The following is a 17,760-nucleotide window of genomic DNA, read 5'->3' as shown; positions in this document are numbered from 1 at the left end:
GTCGCGAGGGTGGAGTCGATCGCCATCTCATGTTGCTCTCTTGACGGTCGTCATACTTCCTGTAGATTCGGGAATGTGGGGTGGATCACTACGAGAGTCGAGGTCGCCCATGGGGTTCTCCCTGACCGCCGCTGATCGCGCGTTCGCCGACTGGGTGGACGCGCGCGCCGCCGAGCTCGCGAGCTCCGGAGGCCCGGAAGCGCCGCCGGGGCGGGTCGACCGCGGGCTGCTGCGCCGCCTGGCCGGGGCCGGACTCCTCCCGGCGCTCTTCCCCGGAGTCGACGGCCCCGGTACCGGGGGTGGTGGAGGCGGTGCCGAGGGTGGTACCGACCGGGCCGAGGCCCCTTCGCGGGAGGCACCCGCCACCCGGATCTGCCTGCTCCGCGAACGACTGGCCCGCGTCGACACCCACGTCGAGACCGCGCTGGCCCTCCAGGGCCTGGGCGCCTACCCCGTCCTGCAGTCCGGCACCGACGACCAGCGCCGCCGGTGGATCCCCGCCGCGGCCTCCGGTGCGGCCGTGGCCGCCTTCGCCCTCACCGAGCCGGGCGCAGGATCCGACGCCGCCGCCCTCGCCCTGGCCGCGCGCCCCGACGGTGACGGCTGGCGCCTGCACGGCGAGAAGACGTGGATCTCCAACGCGCCCGACGCCGACTTCTACACGGTCTTCGCCCGCACCACCCCGGGCACCCGGTCCCGTGGCGTGACCGCGTTCCTCGTGCCCGCCGACCGGCCCGGCCTGTCGGGCACGCCACTGGAGATGCTCTCCCCGCACGCGCTGGGCCACCTGGTCCTGGACGGGGTCCCCGTCGGTCCGGAGGACGTCATAGGTACCCCCGACCAGGGCTTTCCCGTCGCCATGCGCACGCTCGACCTCTTCCGCCCCAGCGTCGGCGCGTTCGCCGTGGGCATGGCCGACGCCGCCCTGGCCGCCGCCCGCGCGCACACCCGCGACCGGGAGGCCTTCGGCGGCCCGCTGGACCGGCTCCAGACCGTGGCCCACACCCTGGCGGAGATGGCCACCCGCACCGAGGCGGCCCGCCTGCTCGTCTACTCCGCCGCGCAGGAGTACGACTCCGGCGGCGACGCCGTCACCGTCCGTTCGGCCATGGCCAAGCTCTTCGCCACCGAGACCGCCCAGTACGTCGTCGACGCCGCCGTCCAGCTGCACGGAGCCCGCGCGCTGCAACGCGGCCACCTGCTCGAACACCTCTACCGCGAGGTCCGCGCCCCCCGCGTCTACGAAGGCGCCTCGGAGGTGCAGCGCCAGATCATCGCCCGGCACTCGTAGCCCCGCACCAGGCCCCGACCGGAGGCATCCATGTCGTCCCTGTCACCCACCGGCCACATCGACACCTTCACCCGCGACCACCTCCCGCCGCCGGACCAGTGGCCCGTCCTCTCCTTCGACCGCGAGCCCGCCTACCCCGACCGCCTCAACTGCGCCGAGGACCTCCTGGACGGCACCATCGCCGCCCACGGTGCCGATCGCGCGTGCCTGACCGGCGAGAACGAATCCTGGACCTACGGCGAGCTGCGCGACCGCGTCGACCGGATCGCGCACGTGCTGGCCGAGGAGACCGGCCTGGTCCCCGGACAGCGCGTTCTGCTGCGCGGCCCCAACTCCCCGTGGACCGCCGCCTGCTGGCTCGCCGTCCTCAAGGCCGGGGGCGTGGTGGTCACCGTCCTGCCCGTCCTGCGGGCCGCCGAACTGGCCACCGTCCTGCGCTCCGCCCGCGTCACCCACGCCCTGTGCGACGCCCGCTTCCTCGACGACCTGACCACCGCGTGCGCCGACAGCGCGGCCGACCTGGACGCCGCGCCCGCGGTCCTGGCCTACGGGGGCACGGGCGCCGACGACCTCACGGTGCGCACCCAGCGCCACCCCGGGCCGTTCACCCCCGTCCGCGTCGCCGCGGACGACGCCTGCATGATCGCCTACACCTCCGGCACCACCGGCGCCCCCAAGGGCTGTGTGCACTTCCACCGCGACGTCCTGGCGATCGCCGACACCTACTCCGAGCACGTGCTCCGGCCCACCCCGGACGACGTCTTCACCGGAAGCCCGCCCCTCGGATTCACGTTCGGACTCGGCGGGCTGCTGATCTTCCCCCTGCGGGCGGGCGCCTCCTCGATCCTGTTGGAGCGGCCCCGACCCGAAGCCCTCCTGGACGCGATCTCCGAACGGGGCGCCACGATCGTGTTCACCGCGCCCACGGCCTACCGGGCCATGCTCGCGCGCCTGGACCGCGGCGACCGGGACGGCTACGACCTGTCCGGCCTGCGCCGGTGCGTCTCCGCCGGGGAACACCTGCCCGCCGCCACCTGGCGGGCCTGGTACGAGGCGACCGGCGTGCGCATGCTCGACGGCATCGGGGCCACCGAGATGCTGCACATCTTCGTGTCCTCCTCGGACGACCACCTGCGACCCGGATCCACCGGAGTGCCCGTCCCCGGGTTCACCGCCGCCGTTCTGGACGACGACGGCCGACCCGTGCCCGACGGCGAGCCCGGCCACCTGGCGATCCGGGGCCCGGTCGGCTGCCGGTACCTCGCCGACGAGCGCCAGACCGCCTACGTCCGACACGGCTGGAACTTCACCGGCGACACGTACGTCCGCGACGAGGACGGCTACCTGTGGTACCGGGCGCGCAGCGACGACATGATCGTCTCCGCCGGCTACAACATCTCCCCCTCGGAAGTGGAGGAGGCACTGATCACCGCCCCGGAGGTGGAGGAGACCGCCGTCGTGGGCGTGCCCGACCCCGAGCGCGGCCAGATCGCGCGCGCCTACGTGGTCCTGCGCGAGGGCACCTCACCCGGGGACGACACGGCGGCCCGGCTCAAGGAGCACGTCCGCGAGCGGATCAGCCCCTACAAGACGCCGCGTTCCATCGAGTTCCTGGCCGCGCTGCCGCGCACCGCCACGGGCAAGCTCCAGCGGTTCAAGCTCCGGGAGGCACCCTGAGCCGGCGCGGCCAGGGCACGGGACACGGCCAGGAACCGATTCGGAAAGGCGGGCGGCATGCGCATCGCATGCGTCGGAGGCGGCCCCGGCGGCCTCTACTTCGCTGCACTGACCAAGCGGCTCGACCCCACGCACGAGATCACCGTGTACGAGCGCAACGCGCCCGACGACACGTTCGGGTTCGGGGTCGTGCTGTCCGACGAGACCCTCGGCGGCATCGAGCACGCCGACCCCGACGTGTACGCCGCGCTGGCGGCGGAGTTCGCGCGGTGGGACGACATCGACATCCACTACCGGGACACGGTCGTCACCTCCGGCGGCCACGGGTTCGCGGCCATCGGCCGCCGACGCCTCCTGCAGATCCTGCGCGCCCGCTGCGCCGAACTCGGCGTGGCGGTACGCACCCGGACCGAGGCACCGCCGGCGGCCGACCTGGCCGGCACCCACGACCTCGTCGTGGCGGCGGACGGTGCCCACAGCGCGACCCGGGCCGCGCACGCCGACGCCTTCGGCACCACCCTCGACCGCCGCGGCAACCGGTTCATGTGGCTGGGCACGGACCTGGTCTTCGACGCCTTCACGTTCCACGTGCTGGAGACGCCGCACGGGGTGATGCAGCTGCACTGCTACCCCTACGCCCCGGACACCAGCACGTTCCTGGTGGAGATGCACGAGGAGGTGTGGCGCGCGGCCGGCTTCGCCGACCTCGACCGGGGGCACGACCCTGAGCCGGGGGCGAGTGACACCGCGAGCATCGCCCGCTGCGAGAAGCTCTTCGCCGACGTCCTGGACGGACACCGCCTGCGGCCCAACCACTCGCGCTGGCAGAGCTTCACGACCGTGCGCAACGCCACCTGGCGGCACGGCAACACCGTGCTGCTGGGCGACGCCGCCCACACCGCCCACTTCTCCATCGGCTCGGGCACCAAGCTCGCCATGGAGGACGCCCTGGCCCTGGCCGCCTGCCTGCACGAGCACGAGACCCTCGGCTCCGCCCTGGACGCCTACGAGGACGAGCGCGCGCCGGTCGTGGCCAGCACCCAACGCGCCGCCCAGGCCAGCCTGGAGTGGTTCGAGGACATCGGCCGCCAGGTGGGGCAGGAACCCGTACAGTTCGCGTTCAACCTGCTCACCCGCAGCCGCCGGGTCACCTACGACAACCTGCGCCTGCGGGACCCCGAGTTCGTCGCCGCCGTCGACGACTGGTTCGCCGGCCAGGTCGGGAACGGCGCCGGTGCCGGCGCCGCGGCCGGCCCCGCGCCCGCCGGGCGGCGGCCCCCGATGTTCCATCCCTTCCGGCTCGGGGAGACCGAACTCGCCAACCGGGTCGTGGTCTCGGCCATGGACATGTACTCGGCCGTGGACGGCACACCCCAGGACTTCCACCTGGTCCACCTGGGCGGAAAGGCGCTGGGCGGGGCCGGGCTGGTCATGACCGAGATGGTGTGCGTGTCGGCCGAGGGGCGCATCACGCCCGGCTGCACCGGCCTGTACCGGCCCGAGCACGAGACCGCCTGGCGCCGCGTCACCGACTTCGTCCACGAGCACTCCGAGGCCCGGATCGGCGTCCAGCTGGGCCACTCCGGGCGCAAGGGCTCCACCCGTGTGATGTGGGAGGGCATCGACCAGCCCCTGCCGGAGGGCAACTGGCCGGTCGTGGCGCCCTCGCCGCTGCCCTACCGGCCGGGCGTGAACCAGGTCCCGCGCGAACTCGACGCCGCGGGACTGGCGGCGATCCGCGACGACTTCACGGAAGCCGCGCGAGCCGCCGACCGCGCCGGGTTCGACGTCCTCGAACTGCACTGCGCCCACGGCTACCTGCTCTCCGGCTTCCTGTCGCCGGTCACCAACCACCGCGCCGACCGCTACGGCGGCGACCTGCGGGGTCGGCTGCGCTACCCGCTGGAGGTCATGGCCGCCGTCCGTGCCGTCTGGCCCGGCCACAAACCCCTCACCGTGCGCATCTCCGCCACCGACTGGGTCGAGGACGGCACCACGGCGGAGGACGCCGTGGCCATCGCACGCGCCTTCGCCGACGCCGGGGCCGACGCCATCGACGTCTCCACCGGCCAGGTCACCCCGGACGAGCGGCCCGCCTTCGGGCGCAGCTACCAGGTGCCCTTCGCCGAACGGATCCGCCGGGAGGCGGGGGTGCCCGTGATCGCGGTCGGGGCGATCTCGTCCTACGATGACGTCAACTCGACCGTCCTGGCCGGTCGCGCCGACCTGTGCGCGCTCGCCCGTCCCCACCTGTACGACCCGCACTGGACACTGCACGCGGCGGCCGAGCAGGGGTACGAGGGGCCGGGGGCCACCTGGCCGGTTCCGTTCCGCGCGGGCAGCCGCAAGCCGCCCACCGGGCGCACGGACGGGCCCCGTCCGCGGCTGGCGCTGCTGGAGGGGCGGGGTGGCGCCGGGGCCGGGACACGGCACCGGCGCTGGCGTCCGGGCGGGTGACGCGGCGCCGGGCGGCGGGGTCCGGGGACCCGCGGCCGCCGGCGGCACGGACGCGTGCCCGGCGCGCCGCACCCCGGCCGCGGCCCACCGACCCCCTGACCACGCCCCCGACCCACCGACATCCGCATCGCGAGGAGCACCCGTGCCGACCACCACGTCCTACGGCGACCACCCCAGCCAGACCGTGCACCGATGGGACGCACGGGGGACCGGCGGCGCGCCCGCGCCGGTCGCGGTCCTGCTGCACGGCGGCTGGTGGCGCGACAAGCACGACGCCCGCCTCATGGACCCCCTGGCCCGTGACCTGTCCGGCGCCGGGTGGGCGGTGTGGAACGTGGAGTACCGGCGGACCGGCGCCGACGGCGGGGGCTGGCCCCGGACCCTCGACGACGTCGGTGACGCCCTGGCGATGATCGGCGACGCCGCCGACCGCGCACCGGACCGGTTCGACACGTCCCGGGTGGTGGCCGTCGGCCACTCCGCCGGAGGGCATCTGGCCCTGCTCAACGCCGGGACCGCGGGAAAGTCCCCGGTGACCTCGGTGGTCGCCCTCGCGCCCGTCACCGATCTGGAGCGCAGTGATCGTGAGGGGCTGGGGGAGGGGGCGGTCACCCCGTTCCTGGGCGCCGGCCCCTCGGACGAGCTGTACGCCTCCAGCTCCCCGGCGCGGCGCGTGCCGGTCGGGGTGCCGCTGCTGGTCGTGCACGGCGGCGCCGACCAGCGCGTCCCGGTGGAGCACAGCCGCGACTACGTGGCCGCGGCCCGTGCCGCCGGGGACGCCGTGACCTACCACGAGGTGGCCGGAGCCGACCACTTCGCCGTCATCGATCCGGGCCACGCGGCCTGGCGGGGCGTCCGAGACCACCTGGAGGGATGACTCCGCTCCGTGCGCGGCGCACGGGTGCCCGTCCCCTCGGGGCGGGCGGGGACCGGGGATGGGAGCGGCCGAGGGGCGGCCCGTGCGAGCCGCCCGCTCGGTGCCGACCGGTCAGGAGGAGCCGTTGGCGCCCTCGTCGCGGCGCGGGCCGCCGCGCCAGCGGTCGGCGACGGTGTCGAAGATCTTCCCCCCGGCGCTGGCCGCGCTGCCCGCGACGTCGCGCAGGGTGCCCAGCAGCGGGTCCTCGGACCGCTCCCAGGACTCCTTGTAGGACTTGGCCGCGCTGCGCGCCTCCTCGCCGACGCTGGTGTCGCGGTCGCTGGCGCGGCGCGGGTAGTCGCCGTCGATGATGCGCTGGTAGGAGCCGTCCTCGATCCACCGGTGCAGCTGGGCCAGGCGCACCACGGCGAAGGGGTGCGTGGTGCCCATCAGGCTGACCAGCTTGAGGAAGCTGTCGCGCGCGTCACCGCCGGACTCGTACTCCCGGGCCTGCTCGAGGAAGGCGTCCGGGTTCATCTCCGCGAGCTTGGAACCGCCCGCGAGCTTCATCAGGGAGCGCTTGGCGGCGTCGGCGTCCTGGCAGGCCAGCAGGCCGGCCCGGTCGCAGGACAGCTCGGACTTGCGGTACCACTCCTCGAGGGCGGCGACGATGGCGCGCAGCCCGATGTAGCCGAGGGGGATCCACGCCACGCGCGCCGCGAGCTGGATCAGCGCCAGCAGCATGGTGCGGTAGACGGCGTGTCCGCTGAGGATGTGCCCGACCTCGTGGCCGATGACGAAGCGCTGCTCCTCGGCCTCCAACAGGTCGAACAGGCCCGTGGTCATGACGATGAACGGCTTCTGGCTGCCGATCGCCATGGCGTTGGGCTTGGGGTTCATCTGGACGTAGAGCTCGGGCACCTCGTCCAGGTCCAGGACGTAGGCGGCGTCGCGGACGTAGTCGTACAGGTGCGGGAACTGGGTGGGCCCCACGCGCACCGCGCCGGACAGGAACATCAGTCGGAGCGCGCGTTCGTTGAACAGGCCCGACATGCGCTTGAACACCTCGTCGAACCCGCGCAGCGATCGCAGCGCGACCAGCGCGCCGCGGTCGGCGGGGTGCTCGTAGGCACGGGGTGAGATCTCTGGAAGCCGGACGCGTACGCGGTCTGGAGTGTTGGCCATATCGGCATGCTATGCGCCGTGATGCCGCTTGGCCACGGTTTCGGGCCATCGAGATATGACGTGATTCGCGCGTCTCTCGTGATCGCTCCGGGAAGCTCTCGGAAGCACGACGTGTTGCGGGTCGTTGACGTACACAAGGGGCATGAGGGGATGCGAGGCCGGTGTCGGCTACCCTCGGTTGGCCGATCCCGGCAACGTCCACCGTGAAACGACTCAGGAGCGCACAGTGGCGCACGAACACGACGGCGCGACCGCGGGCGGCCAGCCCCGGCGCAGGGGAGCCGCTCCGGCCAAGGTCGGTATCATGGGCGGCACCTTCGATCCCATCCACCACGGACACCTCGTCGCGGCCAGTGAGGTCGCCCACCTGTTCGGGCTCGACGAGGTCGTCTTCGTCCCCACCGGACAGCCCTGGCAGAAGGACCTCGACAAGGTCACCCCCTCCGAGGACCGCTACCTCATGACGGTCATCGCCACAGCGGAGAACCCGCAGTTCCGGGTGGACCGGGTCGAGATCGACCGTGAAGGGCCCACCTACACCCTCGACACCCTGCGCCAGATGCGCGAGAACTACGGTCCCGACGTCGAGCTGTTCTTCATCACCGGAGCCGACGCCCTCGGCGCCATCCTGAGCTGGCACAACGTGGACGAACTTTTCGAGCTCGCGCATTTCGTAGGCTGTAACCGTCCCGGACACCATCTCAGCGACACCGGACTGCCCGAGGGCAAGGTCTCGCTGGTGGAGGTACCGGCCCTGGCCATCTCCTCGACGGAGTGCCGGGAGCGGGTCCGCAAGGGTGAACCCATCTGGTACCTGGTCCCCGACGGCATCGTCCGTTACATCAACAAGACCGGGCTCTACCTCGAGAGCTGAAAGGCAGCAAGCACAACGTGACAGTCACCGACAGGGCACTCGAACTGGTCAAGGTCGCGGCTCAGGCCGCATCCGACAAGCTCGCCCAGGAGATCATCGCCTACGACGTCAGCGAGCAGCTCGTCATCACCGAGGCCTTCGTGCTCTGCTCGGCGCCGAACGACCGACAGGTCCGTTCGATCGTCGACGAGATCGAGGACCAGCTCCGCATCAAGGGCGGAGCCAAGCCGGTGCGCCGCGAGGGTGAACGCGACGGCCGGTGGGTGCTGCTCGACTACGCCGACATCGTCGTGCACATCCAGCACGAGGAGGAGCGCGGCTTCTACGGCCTGGAGCGGCTGTGGAAGGACTGCCCCGAGATCGAGCTTCCGGAGGGGGCGCGGGGATCCGACCGCACCCCGCTGGACGAGCAGTAGCCGAAGCGGAGAGCGACCACGTGAGCGACACGCCTCGAGTCCTGTTCTGGCGGCACGGACGCACGGCTTGGAACGTCGAGAACCGTTTCCAGGGGCAGACCGACATCGAACTCGACCCGGTCGGCCACGCCCAGGCCGAGCGGGCGGGGCGGCTGCTCGCGACGATGGGGCCGTCCCTCATCGTCTCCTCCGACCTCAAGCGCACGGCGGACACCGCCGGGTACCTCAGCCGTGTCTGCGGGATCCCGGTGGAGTTCGACAAGGGCCTGCGTGAACGCTTCGGCGGGTCCTGGGAGGGCATGACCGGCGTCGAGCTGTCCGCCCGCTGGCCCATCGAGCACGCACGCATGGACATCCCGGACGGGGAGCACATCAGCGAGGTCGGCGACCGTATGAGCGCGGCCGTCGACCGCGCGCTGCGGCGCACCCCGGCGGGCGGTCTGCTCGTGGTCGTCAGCCACGGGGCGGCGCTGCGCGTGGCCATCGCCCGGATGCTGGGCGTGCCGGACGAGCAGCGCGAGATCCTCGGCCCGCTCAGCAACTGCAGCTGGACCGTGCTCCAGCGGCGCCGCCGACAGTGGCGCCTGATGGAGCACAACGCCGCCAGCCTGCCCGAACCGGTCGTCCTCAGCGACGACGCCTGAGAATCCGTTTCGACGTTCGCGCCGGATTCCGCTATGGTTCTGGGAGTCGGAAGGGGCTCGCCCCCGACGACTCCCACACGGGGCTATGGCGCAGTTGGTAGCGCGCCTCCATGGCATGGAGGAGGTCTGGGGTTCGAATCCCCATAGCTCCACGAGTAGGCCCGCATGGCCGGTTGCTGCGCAACCTCCCGTGCGGGCCTTCTGCCTTTCGGGGGACGGCCCCCGCTCCTCCGGGACGACCCTGCCGGCGCTGACGCGCTCGCCGGGTCGTTTCGTCGTTCCCGGTCCCGTCGCCGATCTGCGACCGCCCACCAGTACGCCGTTCGAGCGAGCCCGGGCGGTCGTGCCCGTCGATCCAATCGGTTGCATCTCTTGGCGGCCCAAACCCTGAGCTTTTTGTTGGATGTCGTGAAGGCGCAGGTAAAAGCCACTGGTGCCAGCGAGGATGTTCATTCCTCTTACAAACGTTTGCAGAACCCCCCTTGACACGGAAAGCGCTTTCTCTACTCTCGAGGGTGGGCACCCCCCCTGCCCACCCTCTACTAGGAGTCAACAGTGAGACGATCAACGACGCGTGGACTCGTGTCGACGCTGGCCGCCGCGGCCTTGGTGACGGCCGGTGTCGCCGTGCCGATGTCCATGGCATCGGCACAGACCGGTAGCGCCACGGGTTTCGCGACCCAGAACGGCGGGACCACCGGCGGCGAGGGCGGAGCGACCGTCCAGGCCTCGACCGGAACCGAGATCCACCGGGCCCTGTGCGAGCGGGCCAGCACCAGCACCCCGATCATCATCGAGGTCTCGGGAACCATCAACCACGGCAACACCTCCAAGGTGTCGGGCGACAGCTGCGACACCGCCGACGACGTGATCGAGCTGAAGAACATCAGCAACGTCTCCATCGTCGGTACCGGCAGTGGCGCCGTGTTCGACGAGCTGGGCATTCACATCCGTGGGTCCGAGAACATCGTCATCCAGAACGTGACCGTCCAGAACGTCAAGAAGTCGGGCTCTCCCACGTCCAACGGCGGCGACGCCATCGGGATGGAGGCCGACGTCCGCAACGTCTGGGTCGACCACGTCACCCTGCAGGCCTCCGGCGGGGAGTCGGAGGGCTACGACGCCCTCTTCGACATGAAGAACAACACCCGGTACGTCACCCTCTCCTACAGCATCCTGCGCGACTCCGGTCGTGGCGGACTGGTCGGGTCCAGCGAGAGCGACCGTTCGAACGGCTACGTCACGTACCACCACAACCTGTACGAGAACATCGACTCGCGCACGCCGCTCCTGCGCGGCGGCGTCGGGCACACGTACAACAACCACTTCGCGGGGATCCAGAAGTCCGGGATCAACTCCCGGGCCGGGGCCAGCGTGAAGGTGGACAACAACTACTTCGAGGACTCCAAGGACGTCCTGGGCACCTTCTACACCAATGAGAGGGGTACCTGGGAGGTCGACGGCAACATCTACGACAACGTGACCTGGTCCAGCGAGGGCGACAAGAACTACCCCGCCGGACCGAACCCGCAGTCCACCACCTCGGTGAGCATTCCGTACTCCTACGAGCTCGACGACGCCGGCTGCGTGCCGGAGGTCGTGGCCCAGACCGCGGGCGCGGGCAAGGGCAACCGCGTCTCGGACGGCGACTGCGAGGCGTCGGACCCGGATCCGGTCGACCCGGACCCGACCGACCCGGACCCGACCGACCCGGACCCGACCGACCCGGACCCGACCGACCCCCCGAGCGGAACCAACCTGAGCATCGGGGCCGGTGCCGACGGTTCGAGCAAGGCGAGCGGGACCAGCTACGGGAACGTCGTCGACGGTGACATGGGCTCCTACTGGTCGCCGACCGGCTCGACCGGCCGCATCTCGGTCAAGTGGGGTTCCGACACCACGGTGTCCTCGATCAACATCCGTGAGGCGGCCGGGGCCGAGGGCAACATCGGTTCCTGGCGGGTCGTCGACCACGATTCCGGGGACGTCCTGACCAGCGGCAGCGGAGCGGGTGTCATCACCTTCGCCCCGACGTCGCTGCGCAAGATCGACTTCGAGGTCACCAGCTCGAACGGCACGCCCCGCGTCGCCGAGTTCGAGACCTACGCCGGCTCCTGAGCGGAGCTCGGACTCGAAGAGTCGCCGTGACCATCGGCGGTGACGACAGCGTGTCACCGCTCCGGCCGGTCCGTCCGCACCACTGGGCGGGCCGGCCGTTCGGTCATGGCGGACCGGCGCCGAAGGCGAACAGGGCCCCGATCCCGGGGCACGGGCGTGGGCGGGGTCCCAACGCTCGGGAAAGCCCGGCGAGGGTCGATGACCCCGAGCGGCCTTCGTGGTCTGTAGGGGGAGAAGCGGCCTGGGGGCCGCACGAGACCCGGGAGATCGATATGCAGCTCAGCGTCAACACCTTCCTCAGCCTCGACGGCGTCATGCAGGGCCCCGGAGGGCGGGAGGAGGACACCAACGGCGGCTTCACACGCGGCGGCTGGGTCATGCCGTTCGGCGAGGACGAGGTCTTCGAGCGCGTGGTGGGCGGGGAGTGGTTCGCGATGGCGGGGGAGATCCTGCTCGGCCGCACCACCTTCGAGATGATGCGCGACTACTGGCCCGAGGTCACCGACCCCGACAACCCGGTCGCCACGGTGCTCAACACCCATCGCAAGCACGTGGTGAGCACCACGCTCGACGAGGCGGACGCCGGATGGGGCGACACGACCGTCATCTCCGCGGACGTCGAAGGCCGCGTCCGCGCCCTCAAGGAGCGCCCCGGCGAGGAGCTCCAGGTCCACGGCAGTTGGCGGCTGGCCCAAACCCTGCACCGCGCCGGGCTGGTGGACGTGTTCCGGCTGCTGGTCTTCCCCGCCGTGGTCGGCCAGGGCAAGCGACTCTTCGACGAGTCCTCGCTTCCGGGCGGCTTCCGGGTCGAGTCCGGCTTCGTCAGCGCCGGGGGCGTGGTCGCTCTGACGCTGGTCCCGGACCCGGCCATCGACCTCGGGACGCACGACGAGTTCCGGGTCGTCGAGGGCAGGGAGACCATCGCCTGATCCGGTGCACGGGGGTGTCACCGGCGCGGCTGCACCTCGGTGACCTGCTGCAACAGTCCCCAGGTGAAGTCCGCGACGTGGCGCCCGCCCTCCGGGGCGGTGAGCAGCAGCCGCCAGCGCGACGGTGCGGTGCCCTCCAGCGGGGTCGAGGGGAGCGCGCGGGCGACGTCGTCGATGACACAGGACCACGGCCGCAGGTCGCCGATGCCGCGCAGCACGGGCGCGGGCGAGTCCGAGGGCCGGACCAGCCACTCCTGGACCACGGCCCCGCCCGGCGCGGTGACCACCTCGAAGCGCAGGTCGGGCCAGAGGGAGAGCGGCCACCGGTGCGCCTCGCAGGACAGGTCGCCCACCGGGACGTGCCGCCGCCACGGGGCGGGGCCGAGCACCGCCGAGTGGCGGGCGGGACCCCGCCTGCCCCTGACCGCGGCCTGCCACCGGCGGTTGGCCTCGCGCATCTCGGTGCGAGTGGCCCCCAGCCGGCGGACGGCCTCCTCGACCAGCTCCGGTCGGACGTCGGCCATCCTGCGCAGCAGCACCAGCTGGAATTCGCGTTCCCCCATGCACCGAACCCTAGACCCGTGTCCGAAGCGGGGTCCGGGCGCCACGGGCCGAGGTTGAGCGACAGGCTAGCCCCGGCGCCTCGCCACGTCGGTGCCGTCCAGGTCGGCGATGTCGCGGCCCAGCAGCTCCGCGGTGATCTGCAGCTCGGCCAGGAACGAGCGCAGGACGTGTTCCACCCCGGCCGCGCCGTCCACGGCCAGGCCGTAGACCCACGGGCGCCCCAGCAGTACGGCCCGGGCGCCCAGCGCCATCGCCACCGCCACGTCCGCGCCGGAGCGCACACCCGAGTCGAAGAGCACGGTCATCCGTTCGCCCACGGCCTCGACCACCTCGGGCAGGGCGTCGAGGGCCGCCACGGAGTTGTCGATCTGGCGGCCGCCGTGGTTGCTCACCACGACTCCGTCCACTCCGACCTCGGCCAGCTCGACCGCCTCGTCGGCCCGCAGCACACCCTTGACCAGGATCGGAAGATCCGTCCACGCGCGGATACGGGCGATGTTGTCCGTGCTCAGGCCCTTGTCGGCGAACGATCCCAGGAAGTGGAACACGGCCTCGGTGAACACCCCGCCGGGCTCGGGGGCGGTCTTGAGCCGGGACCGGAAGACCGGGTCGGAGAAGTAGACGGCGGTTCCCTGGCTGCGCAGGAAGGGCAGATGGCCCTGGGCGAGGTCGCGTGGGCGCCATCCGAGGCGCTTGGTGTCGGTCGTGACGACGATCGCCTTGGCGCCCGCCGCCGTCGCGCGCCGCACGAACGACTCTGCCAGTTCGTCGTCACCCGGCCAGTACAGCTGGTACCACCAGGAGTCCACGGCCTCGGCGACCTCCTCGATGGGCGTGGAGGAGGCGGTGGACAGCACCATCGGTACCCCGACGGTGTTGACGCCCTCGGCCAGGGCGAGTTCGGCCCGGTCGTGGACCTGTTCCAGCACGCCCACGGGCGCGGTGAGCAGAGGGGTCGGGTAGGACTCGCCGAACAGGGTCACGCCGAGGCCGCCCTTGTCGCCCGCCCCGGGCCGCAGGCTGCGCGGTCGCAGGGCGTAGCGGGAGAAGGCCTCGACGTTGGCGCACGCGGTGCGTTCGCGGCCCGCGCCGCCCTCGACGTAGCCGAAGGGGCCGGGTTCCATGACCTGCTCGGCCAGGTCGCGCAGGCGTTCGTGGTCGTAGGGAAGCCGGGGGAGGGTGCCGTTGGTCGCGTCGGCGTAGACGAGGTCCTGGTACTGGGCGAAGTCGCTCATGGTGGCCTCACAGGCGCGGTGCGCCGGGGACGGGAGCGCCCTGGTCGGCGCTCGGGAGGGTCGACGGACCGGGGGCGGGGCGTCGCCCCGCGACCCGTGGTCCTGGAGCCGTTCGCGCCGGCCGGCCCCGGCGGGATCGTACCCTGTCCTCGTCCGCCGGCGGGGCGGACAGCCTGTGGGACCGCGGCCCCGGCCTGGCCCGATCCGGTGGAGCGGGGCCACGGGGAGGGCGGCCCCGACCCGAGGGCCACGTCGCTGCGGGCGCGGCGGCTCCTGTGCGCGGGGCCGTGCGCTGGAGGGTCCACGCGGCCGTGGCCGGGGTGGCCGCCTACGAGGCGCTCAACATGTGCCTGCTGTCCCTGGCCAGGGCCGTGTCGACGGAGCAGGCCGACCGAACCGGGAGCGAGGGGTGCCCCGCGTGCCCCGGGGCACGCGGATCACAGGTAGAGGCCGGTACCCCGCTCGGGGGACTCGTTGGCCACGGCGTGTACGTCGCGCTCGCGCAGGATGACGTAGCGCTCGCCGTTGAGTTCGACCTCTCCCTGCTCCTCGGGGTCGAAGAGCACGCGGTCGCCGGTCTTGACGTGCCGGGCGCCGGTACCGGCACCGCAGACCTCGCCCCAGGCGAGCCTGGTGGCGAGCTTCACCGTGTCGGGGATGACCAGTCCGGCACTGCTGCGCCGCTCGCTCTTGTCCGGGACCGCTCTCACCAGCAGGCGGTCGTGGAGCATCTGGATTTCAAGCTTGGATTCTGGCACCACTCCAGGGTATTCGGACCGGAAACCGACTATCGACCGGCGGGCGATGGACCGACCCACTCCCGGACTCCGGTAGAGTGTTGCCATCGCCGAGCGGGGAAACCGCCCGGCACACCAGGGGCTATGGCGCAGTTGGTAGCGCGCCTCCATGGCATGGAGGAGGTCTGGGGTTCGAATCCCCATAGCTCCACTCGACTCCGAGACGATCCTGCTCGCGCTGAGGCGCCCGCACGGGTCGTCTCGTCGTTTCTCCCGGGGCGACCCGACCGAGGACCACCCTCGGAACCGCCACGGCGTCCTGGGTGTGGGCCGCACAGCCTCCACGCCCCGGGCAAGGCCGGAGCCCCCGGTGAGCAGCCGAACGCCCCCTCTTCCCGCCGTCCGTACAGCGTGGTGGGCGGTGCCCGTGTGCGCCCTGCTCGCCGCCCCGACCGGATGCTCCCTGTGGGACGCACCGGAGGAGGTACCGCCGGAGGCGCGAGTGAGGTCCCGCCCCCTCCCCGGCGGAGGAGGCCGAGGCGAGACGCCGTGCGACCTCACCTGGAGCTGACACAGGAACCCCGGCGGTCCTGCCGCCCCGGCAGGACGGGGAGGGCCCTCGGGGCCATGTTTCAGCGGGTGGGGATCGGCTAGGGGACGCAGTGGGACCGCAGCCGAGAGAAGGGGGAAGGACATGGCCAGGACCGTTGCCGACGTGATGACGAGCCCTGTCCGCACGGTGGCCCCGGAGGCGACACTGCGCGAGGTCGCCGAGGTGATGCGTGAGTCCGACGTGGGCGATGTGGTCATCACCGAGGGAGATCACCCCGTGGGCATCCTGACGGACCGCGACATCGTGGTGCGCTGTCTGGCCGCCGGGGGTGACCCGGAGACCCAGAGCGCCCGTTCGATCTGCAGTTCGGTGGTGGTGAGCGTGCCGCCGCAGAGCGACGTCTCCGACGCGGTGCGCACGATGCGAGGCGACGCCGTGCGCCGCCTGCCGGTGGTGGAGAACGACCACCTCGTGGGGATCGTGACGATGGGCGACCTCGCCGTCGAGACCGATCGCAGGTCCGCGCTGGCCGACGTCAGCGCCGCCGAACCCAACCACTGACCGGACCGCTTCCGCGCACGACACCACCCGTGCGCGGGAGCACCCGCGCGGTCGGTCGGGCAGGTCGGCCCCACTGCGGGGTCGCGCAGCTCACACGATCTCGACCCACCGATCTGGTCAGCCCGACGCTTCCCGTCCGGTAGACTTTTCCCGTTGCTTCACACGGGGCTATGGCGCAGTTGGTAGCGCGCCTCCATGGCATGGAGGAGGTCTGGGGTTCGAATCCCCATAGCTCCACTCGACTCCGAGACGACCCTGCTCGCGCTGAGGCGCCCGCACGGGTCGTCTCGTCGTTTCTTCTGGGGGCGACCCCCAGACCCCCGACGCGGGGCTTCGCCCCGCGGGTCCGAGTGAGGTCCCGTCGGGTCCACTCGACGCCGAGACGACCTCGCTCGGCGGCCTTCGCCCGCCTTGCCGGGTCGTCTCTTCGTTTCTCCCGGGTGCGCTCCCCGACCTTGCCGCTGGACGGTGCTGGTCGTCGTCGGAGTGCGGGCGGAGCCCCACGTTCCCCACGTTCCCCACGAACCGTCTGATCGGTGAGTGGCTGCTCAAGGGCGCCGAGTGTCACAAGATGAAGTGATTTGATCCCTTTCGTCTTATTTTGGCAGGTAAACGAACTTCCAAATATTCCATCCTGCTTGGATCTCCGGGTTTCACTGCATTTGGGTGGAGGGTTTCGGTCCTAGGGTGATCAACTCAAGGGCTCCGTGTCGCGCTCTGTCCCGCGTGCCATGGCTCCGCCCCGTTTATCGATGTGGGAACGAAGTCCATCCAGGAGAGAATTCATGGGAATCGCCAAGCGTCTTACTTGCGTCCTGTCCGGCGCAGCCATGGTGGCCACCGCCCTCGTGGCGGCGGGCGCGCCCGCGTCGGCCGGGGAAGAGGACAAGGGGCAGAGCGCCTCGTCCTATCCCCATTCCCGGCCGTCCACGTGGGGTGTCATCGGCCGAAACACGCTGGGCTCGCCGAATGCCGTGTTCCGGGACGGGCCCCTCGGGCGCCCGGACGGCAACCCCTCGGCGACCCAGTCTCCGCCCTTCGGCAACGGCAGTCTGGGGATCATCGTCGCCGACGGCACGGAGAAGATCGATTTCGGAAACGAAACGGACTTCGCCGGACTGCGGCTCGAGGACATCAATCTCCTGCATTACTGGATATACGTCGGAATGGACAGCCTGTCGGGTGTCTCATTGCCGGGCGCCCTGTTGGAGGTCGATCCCGGATTGGACCCGAACGTGACCTACTCGAGCCTGGTCTATCTGCCCGAGGATTCGGAGAGCCCGTCGGCCCCCGAGACTCCGGCCAACAACGTCTGGCAGAAATATCGCGCCAACAATGGCGGCAGTGCCTGGTTCGCCACCGGGGCGACGGGAGCCGCGATCGGTTGTACCGGGTCCGACCCGTGCTCGTTCGCCGAACTCAAGGAGAAGCTGCCGGACGCGGAGATCACCTACAGCCTGGCCATCAGCAAGGGCAGGGACAACGCCTTCGTCGGTGCGGTCGACGGGCTCCGGATCAATGAACAGCTCTACGACTTCGAGTTCTCCGGCGTCCGACAGCTCGACTGACCGGGAGCGATCAGGGACCTCCCCGGTCCGAGGTGCGTCCCACGATCGACGGCTTGGCGACCAGCGTCGTATCGAGGCCACTCAGGGTCCGCACG

General features: G+C 71.4%; 15 protein-coding genes and 3 tRNA genes. 14 read left to right on the top strand and 4 right to left on the bottom strand.

The window, feature by feature from the left end; all coding sequences use genetic code 11:
- Positions 1 to 109: 109 nt before the first annotated feature.
- From M1P99_RS04085 to M1P99_RS04070, 4 genes are all read left to right on the top strand, one after another.
- Positions 110 to 1,291 carry an acyl-CoA dehydrogenase family protein gene (locus M1P99_RS04085; RefSeq protein WP_304451333.1) on the top strand — a complete coding sequence of 394 codons (1,182 nt, stop codon included), beginning with the start codon at positions 110 to 112 and terminating at the stop codon, positions 1,289 to 1,291.
- Positions 1,292 to 1,321: 30 nt separating this feature from the next.
- Entirely contained in the window at positions 1,322 to 2,968 is a 1,647-nt protein-coding gene (locus M1P99_RS04080; protein WP_304451332.1) for an AMP-binding protein, read from the top strand.
- A gap of 57 nt (positions 2,969 to 3,025) precedes the next feature.
- Positions 3,026 to 5,425 (top strand): bifunctional salicylyl-CoA 5-hydroxylase/oxidoreductase, encoded by a 2,400-nt coding sequence (locus M1P99_RS04075; protein WP_304451331.1) that lies wholly within the window; start codon positions 3,026 to 3,028, stop codon positions 5,423 to 5,425.
- Positions 5,426 to 5,567: 142 nt separating this feature from the next.
- Positions 5,568 to 6,302 carry an alpha/beta hydrolase gene (locus tag M1P99_RS04070; protein ID WP_304451330.1) on the top strand — a complete coding sequence of 245 codons (735 nt, stop codon included), beginning with the start codon at positions 5,568 to 5,570 and terminating at the stop codon, positions 6,300 to 6,302.
- Positions 6,303 to 6,413: 111 nt separating this feature from the next.
- Here M1P99_RS04070 and M1P99_RS04065 read toward each other — a convergent pair whose 3' ends face one another.
- The gene (locus M1P99_RS04065; RefSeq protein WP_304451329.1) at positions 6,414 to 7,466 is read right to left on the bottom strand and encodes a M48 family metallopeptidase; all 1,053 of its coding nucleotides are present in this window, start codon (positions 7,464 to 7,466) and stop codon (positions 6,414 to 6,416) included.
- A 178-nt stretch (positions 7,467 to 7,644) separates the two neighbouring features.
- Here M1P99_RS04065 and nadD point away from each other — a divergent pair, with 178 nt between their 5' ends.
- From nadD to M1P99_RS04035, 6 genes are all read left to right on the top strand, one after another.
- Complete coding sequence (gene nadD, locus M1P99_RS04060) at positions 7,645 to 8,340, top strand: nicotinate-nucleotide adenylyltransferase (protein WP_304455571.1); 696 nt, start codon at positions 7,645 to 7,647, stop codon at positions 8,338 to 8,340.
- A gap of 17 nt (positions 8,341 to 8,357) precedes the next feature.
- Positions 8,358 to 8,756, top strand: a complete 399-nt coding sequence (gene rsfS, locus M1P99_RS04055; protein WP_304451328.1) for a ribosome silencing factor — start codon at positions 8,358 to 8,360, stop codon at positions 8,754 to 8,756.
- 20 nt (positions 8,757 to 8,776) lie between these two features.
- The gene (locus tag M1P99_RS04050) at positions 8,777 to 9,400 is read left to right on the top strand and encodes a histidine phosphatase family protein (protein ID WP_304451327.1); all 624 of its coding nucleotides are present in this window, start codon (positions 8,777 to 8,779) and stop codon (positions 9,398 to 9,400) included.
- A gap of 79 nt (positions 9,401 to 9,479) precedes the next feature.
- Positions 9,480 to 9,552: transfer RNA gene (locus M1P99_RS04045), tRNA-Ala, on the top strand.
- 481 nt (positions 9,553 to 10,033) lie between these two features.
- Entirely contained in the window at positions 10,034 to 11,518 is a 1,485-nt protein-coding gene (locus M1P99_RS04040) for a polysaccharide lyase family 1 protein (RefSeq protein WP_304455570.1), read from the top strand.
- Positions 11,519 to 11,790: 272 nt separating this feature from the next.
- Positions 11,791 to 12,447: a dihydrofolate reductase family protein gene (locus tag M1P99_RS04035; protein ID WP_304451326.1), complete on the top strand. Its 657-nt coding sequence runs from the start codon at positions 11,791 to 11,793 to the stop codon at positions 12,445 to 12,447.
- Positions 12,448 to 12,464: 17 nt separating this feature from the next.
- Here the strand turns inward: M1P99_RS04035 and M1P99_RS04030 are convergent, their stop codons facing one another.
- From M1P99_RS04030 to M1P99_RS04020, 3 genes are all read right to left on the bottom strand, one after another.
- The gene (locus M1P99_RS04030; RefSeq protein ID WP_304451325.1) at positions 12,465 to 13,010 is read right to left on the bottom strand and encodes a hypothetical protein; all 546 of its coding nucleotides are present in this window, start codon (positions 13,008 to 13,010) and stop codon (positions 12,465 to 12,467) included.
- A gap of 66 nt (positions 13,011 to 13,076) precedes the next feature.
- Positions 13,077 to 14,246, bottom strand: a complete 1,170-nt coding sequence (locus M1P99_RS04025; protein WP_304451324.1) for an alpha-hydroxy-acid oxidizing protein — start codon at positions 14,244 to 14,246, stop codon at positions 13,077 to 13,079.
- A 437-nt stretch (positions 14,247 to 14,683) separates the two neighbouring features.
- Positions 14,684 to 14,977, bottom strand: a complete 294-nt coding sequence (locus tag M1P99_RS04020; protein WP_304455569.1) for a co-chaperone GroES — start codon at positions 14,975 to 14,977, stop codon at positions 14,684 to 14,686.
- 144 nt (positions 14,978 to 15,121) lie between these two features.
- Here M1P99_RS04020 and M1P99_RS04015 point away from each other — a divergent pair.
- The 4 genes from M1P99_RS04015 to M1P99_RS04000 all read left to right on the top strand — a co-directional run bounded on the left by M1P99_RS04015 (position 15,122) and on the right by M1P99_RS04000 (position 17,665).
- A tRNA-Ala gene (locus tag M1P99_RS04015) sits at positions 15,122 to 15,194 on the top strand.
- 483 nt (positions 15,195 to 15,677) lie between these two features.
- A complete protein-coding gene (locus M1P99_RS04010; protein WP_304451323.1) occupies positions 15,678 to 16,097 on the top strand; it encodes a CBS domain-containing protein in 420 nt (139 codons plus the stop codon).
- A gap of 164 nt (positions 16,098 to 16,261) precedes the next feature.
- Positions 16,262 to 16,334 (top strand) — tRNA-Ala (locus tag M1P99_RS04005).
- A 548-nt stretch (positions 16,335 to 16,882) separates the two neighbouring features.
- Positions 16,883 to 17,665, top strand: a complete 783-nt coding sequence (locus tag M1P99_RS04000) for a hypothetical protein (protein ID WP_304451322.1) — start codon at positions 16,883 to 16,885, stop codon at positions 17,663 to 17,665.
- Positions 17,666 to 17,760: the final 95 nt, after the last annotated feature.

The sequence above is a fragment of the Nocardiopsis sp. YSL2 genome, from assembly GCF_030555055.1.
In the GTDB taxonomy this organism is placed as follows: domain Bacteria; phylum Actinomycetota; class Actinomycetes; order Streptosporangiales; family Streptosporangiaceae; genus Nocardiopsis.
Note: the sequence above shows the minus strand (reverse complement) of the source record. Positions and strands in the feature narration are given on the sequence as shown.

Bases quoted from the DNA above. Each gene is read 5' to 3' on its own strand.
- M1P99_RS04080 (WP_304451332.1), top strand. From the start codon at position 1,322: ATGTCGTCCCTGTCACCCACCGGCCACATCGACACCTTCACCCGCGAC.
- M1P99_RS04020 (WP_304455569.1), bottom strand. From the start codon at position 14,977: ATGCTCCACGACCGCCTGCTGGTGAGAGCGGTCCCGGACAAGAGCGAG.
- M1P99_RS04085 (WP_304451333.1), top strand. From the start codon at position 110: ATGGGGTTCTCCCTGACCGCCGCTGATCGCGCGTTCGCCGACTGGGTG.
- M1P99_RS04065 (WP_304451329.1), bottom strand. From the start codon at position 7,466: ATGGCCAACACTCCAGACCGCGTACGCGTCCGGCTTCCAGAGATCTCA.
- M1P99_RS04000 (WP_304451322.1), top strand. From the start codon at position 16,883: ATGGGAATCGCCAAGCGTCTTACTTGCGTCCTGTCCGGCGCAGCCATG.
- M1P99_RS04035 (WP_304451326.1), top strand. From the start codon at position 11,791: ATGCAGCTCAGCGTCAACACCTTCCTCAGCCTCGACGGCGTCATGCAG.
- M1P99_RS04075 (WP_304451331.1), top strand. From the start codon at position 3,026: ATGCGCATCGCATGCGTCGGAGGCGGCCCCGGCGGCCTCTACTTCGCT.
- M1P99_RS04025 (WP_304451324.1), bottom strand. From the start codon at position 14,246: ATGAGCGACTTCGCCCAGTACCAGGACCTCGTCTACGCCGACGCGACC.
- M1P99_RS04010 (WP_304451323.1), top strand. From the start codon at position 15,678: ATGGCCAGGACCGTTGCCGACGTGATGACGAGCCCTGTCCGCACGGTG.
- M1P99_RS04030 (WP_304451325.1), bottom strand. From the start codon at position 13,010: ATGGGGGAACGCGAATTCCAGCTGGTGCTGCTGCGCAGGATGGCCGAC.
- M1P99_RS04040 (WP_304455570.1), top strand. From the start codon at position 10,034: ATGTCCATGGCATCGGCACAGACCGGTAGCGCCACGGGTTTCGCGACC.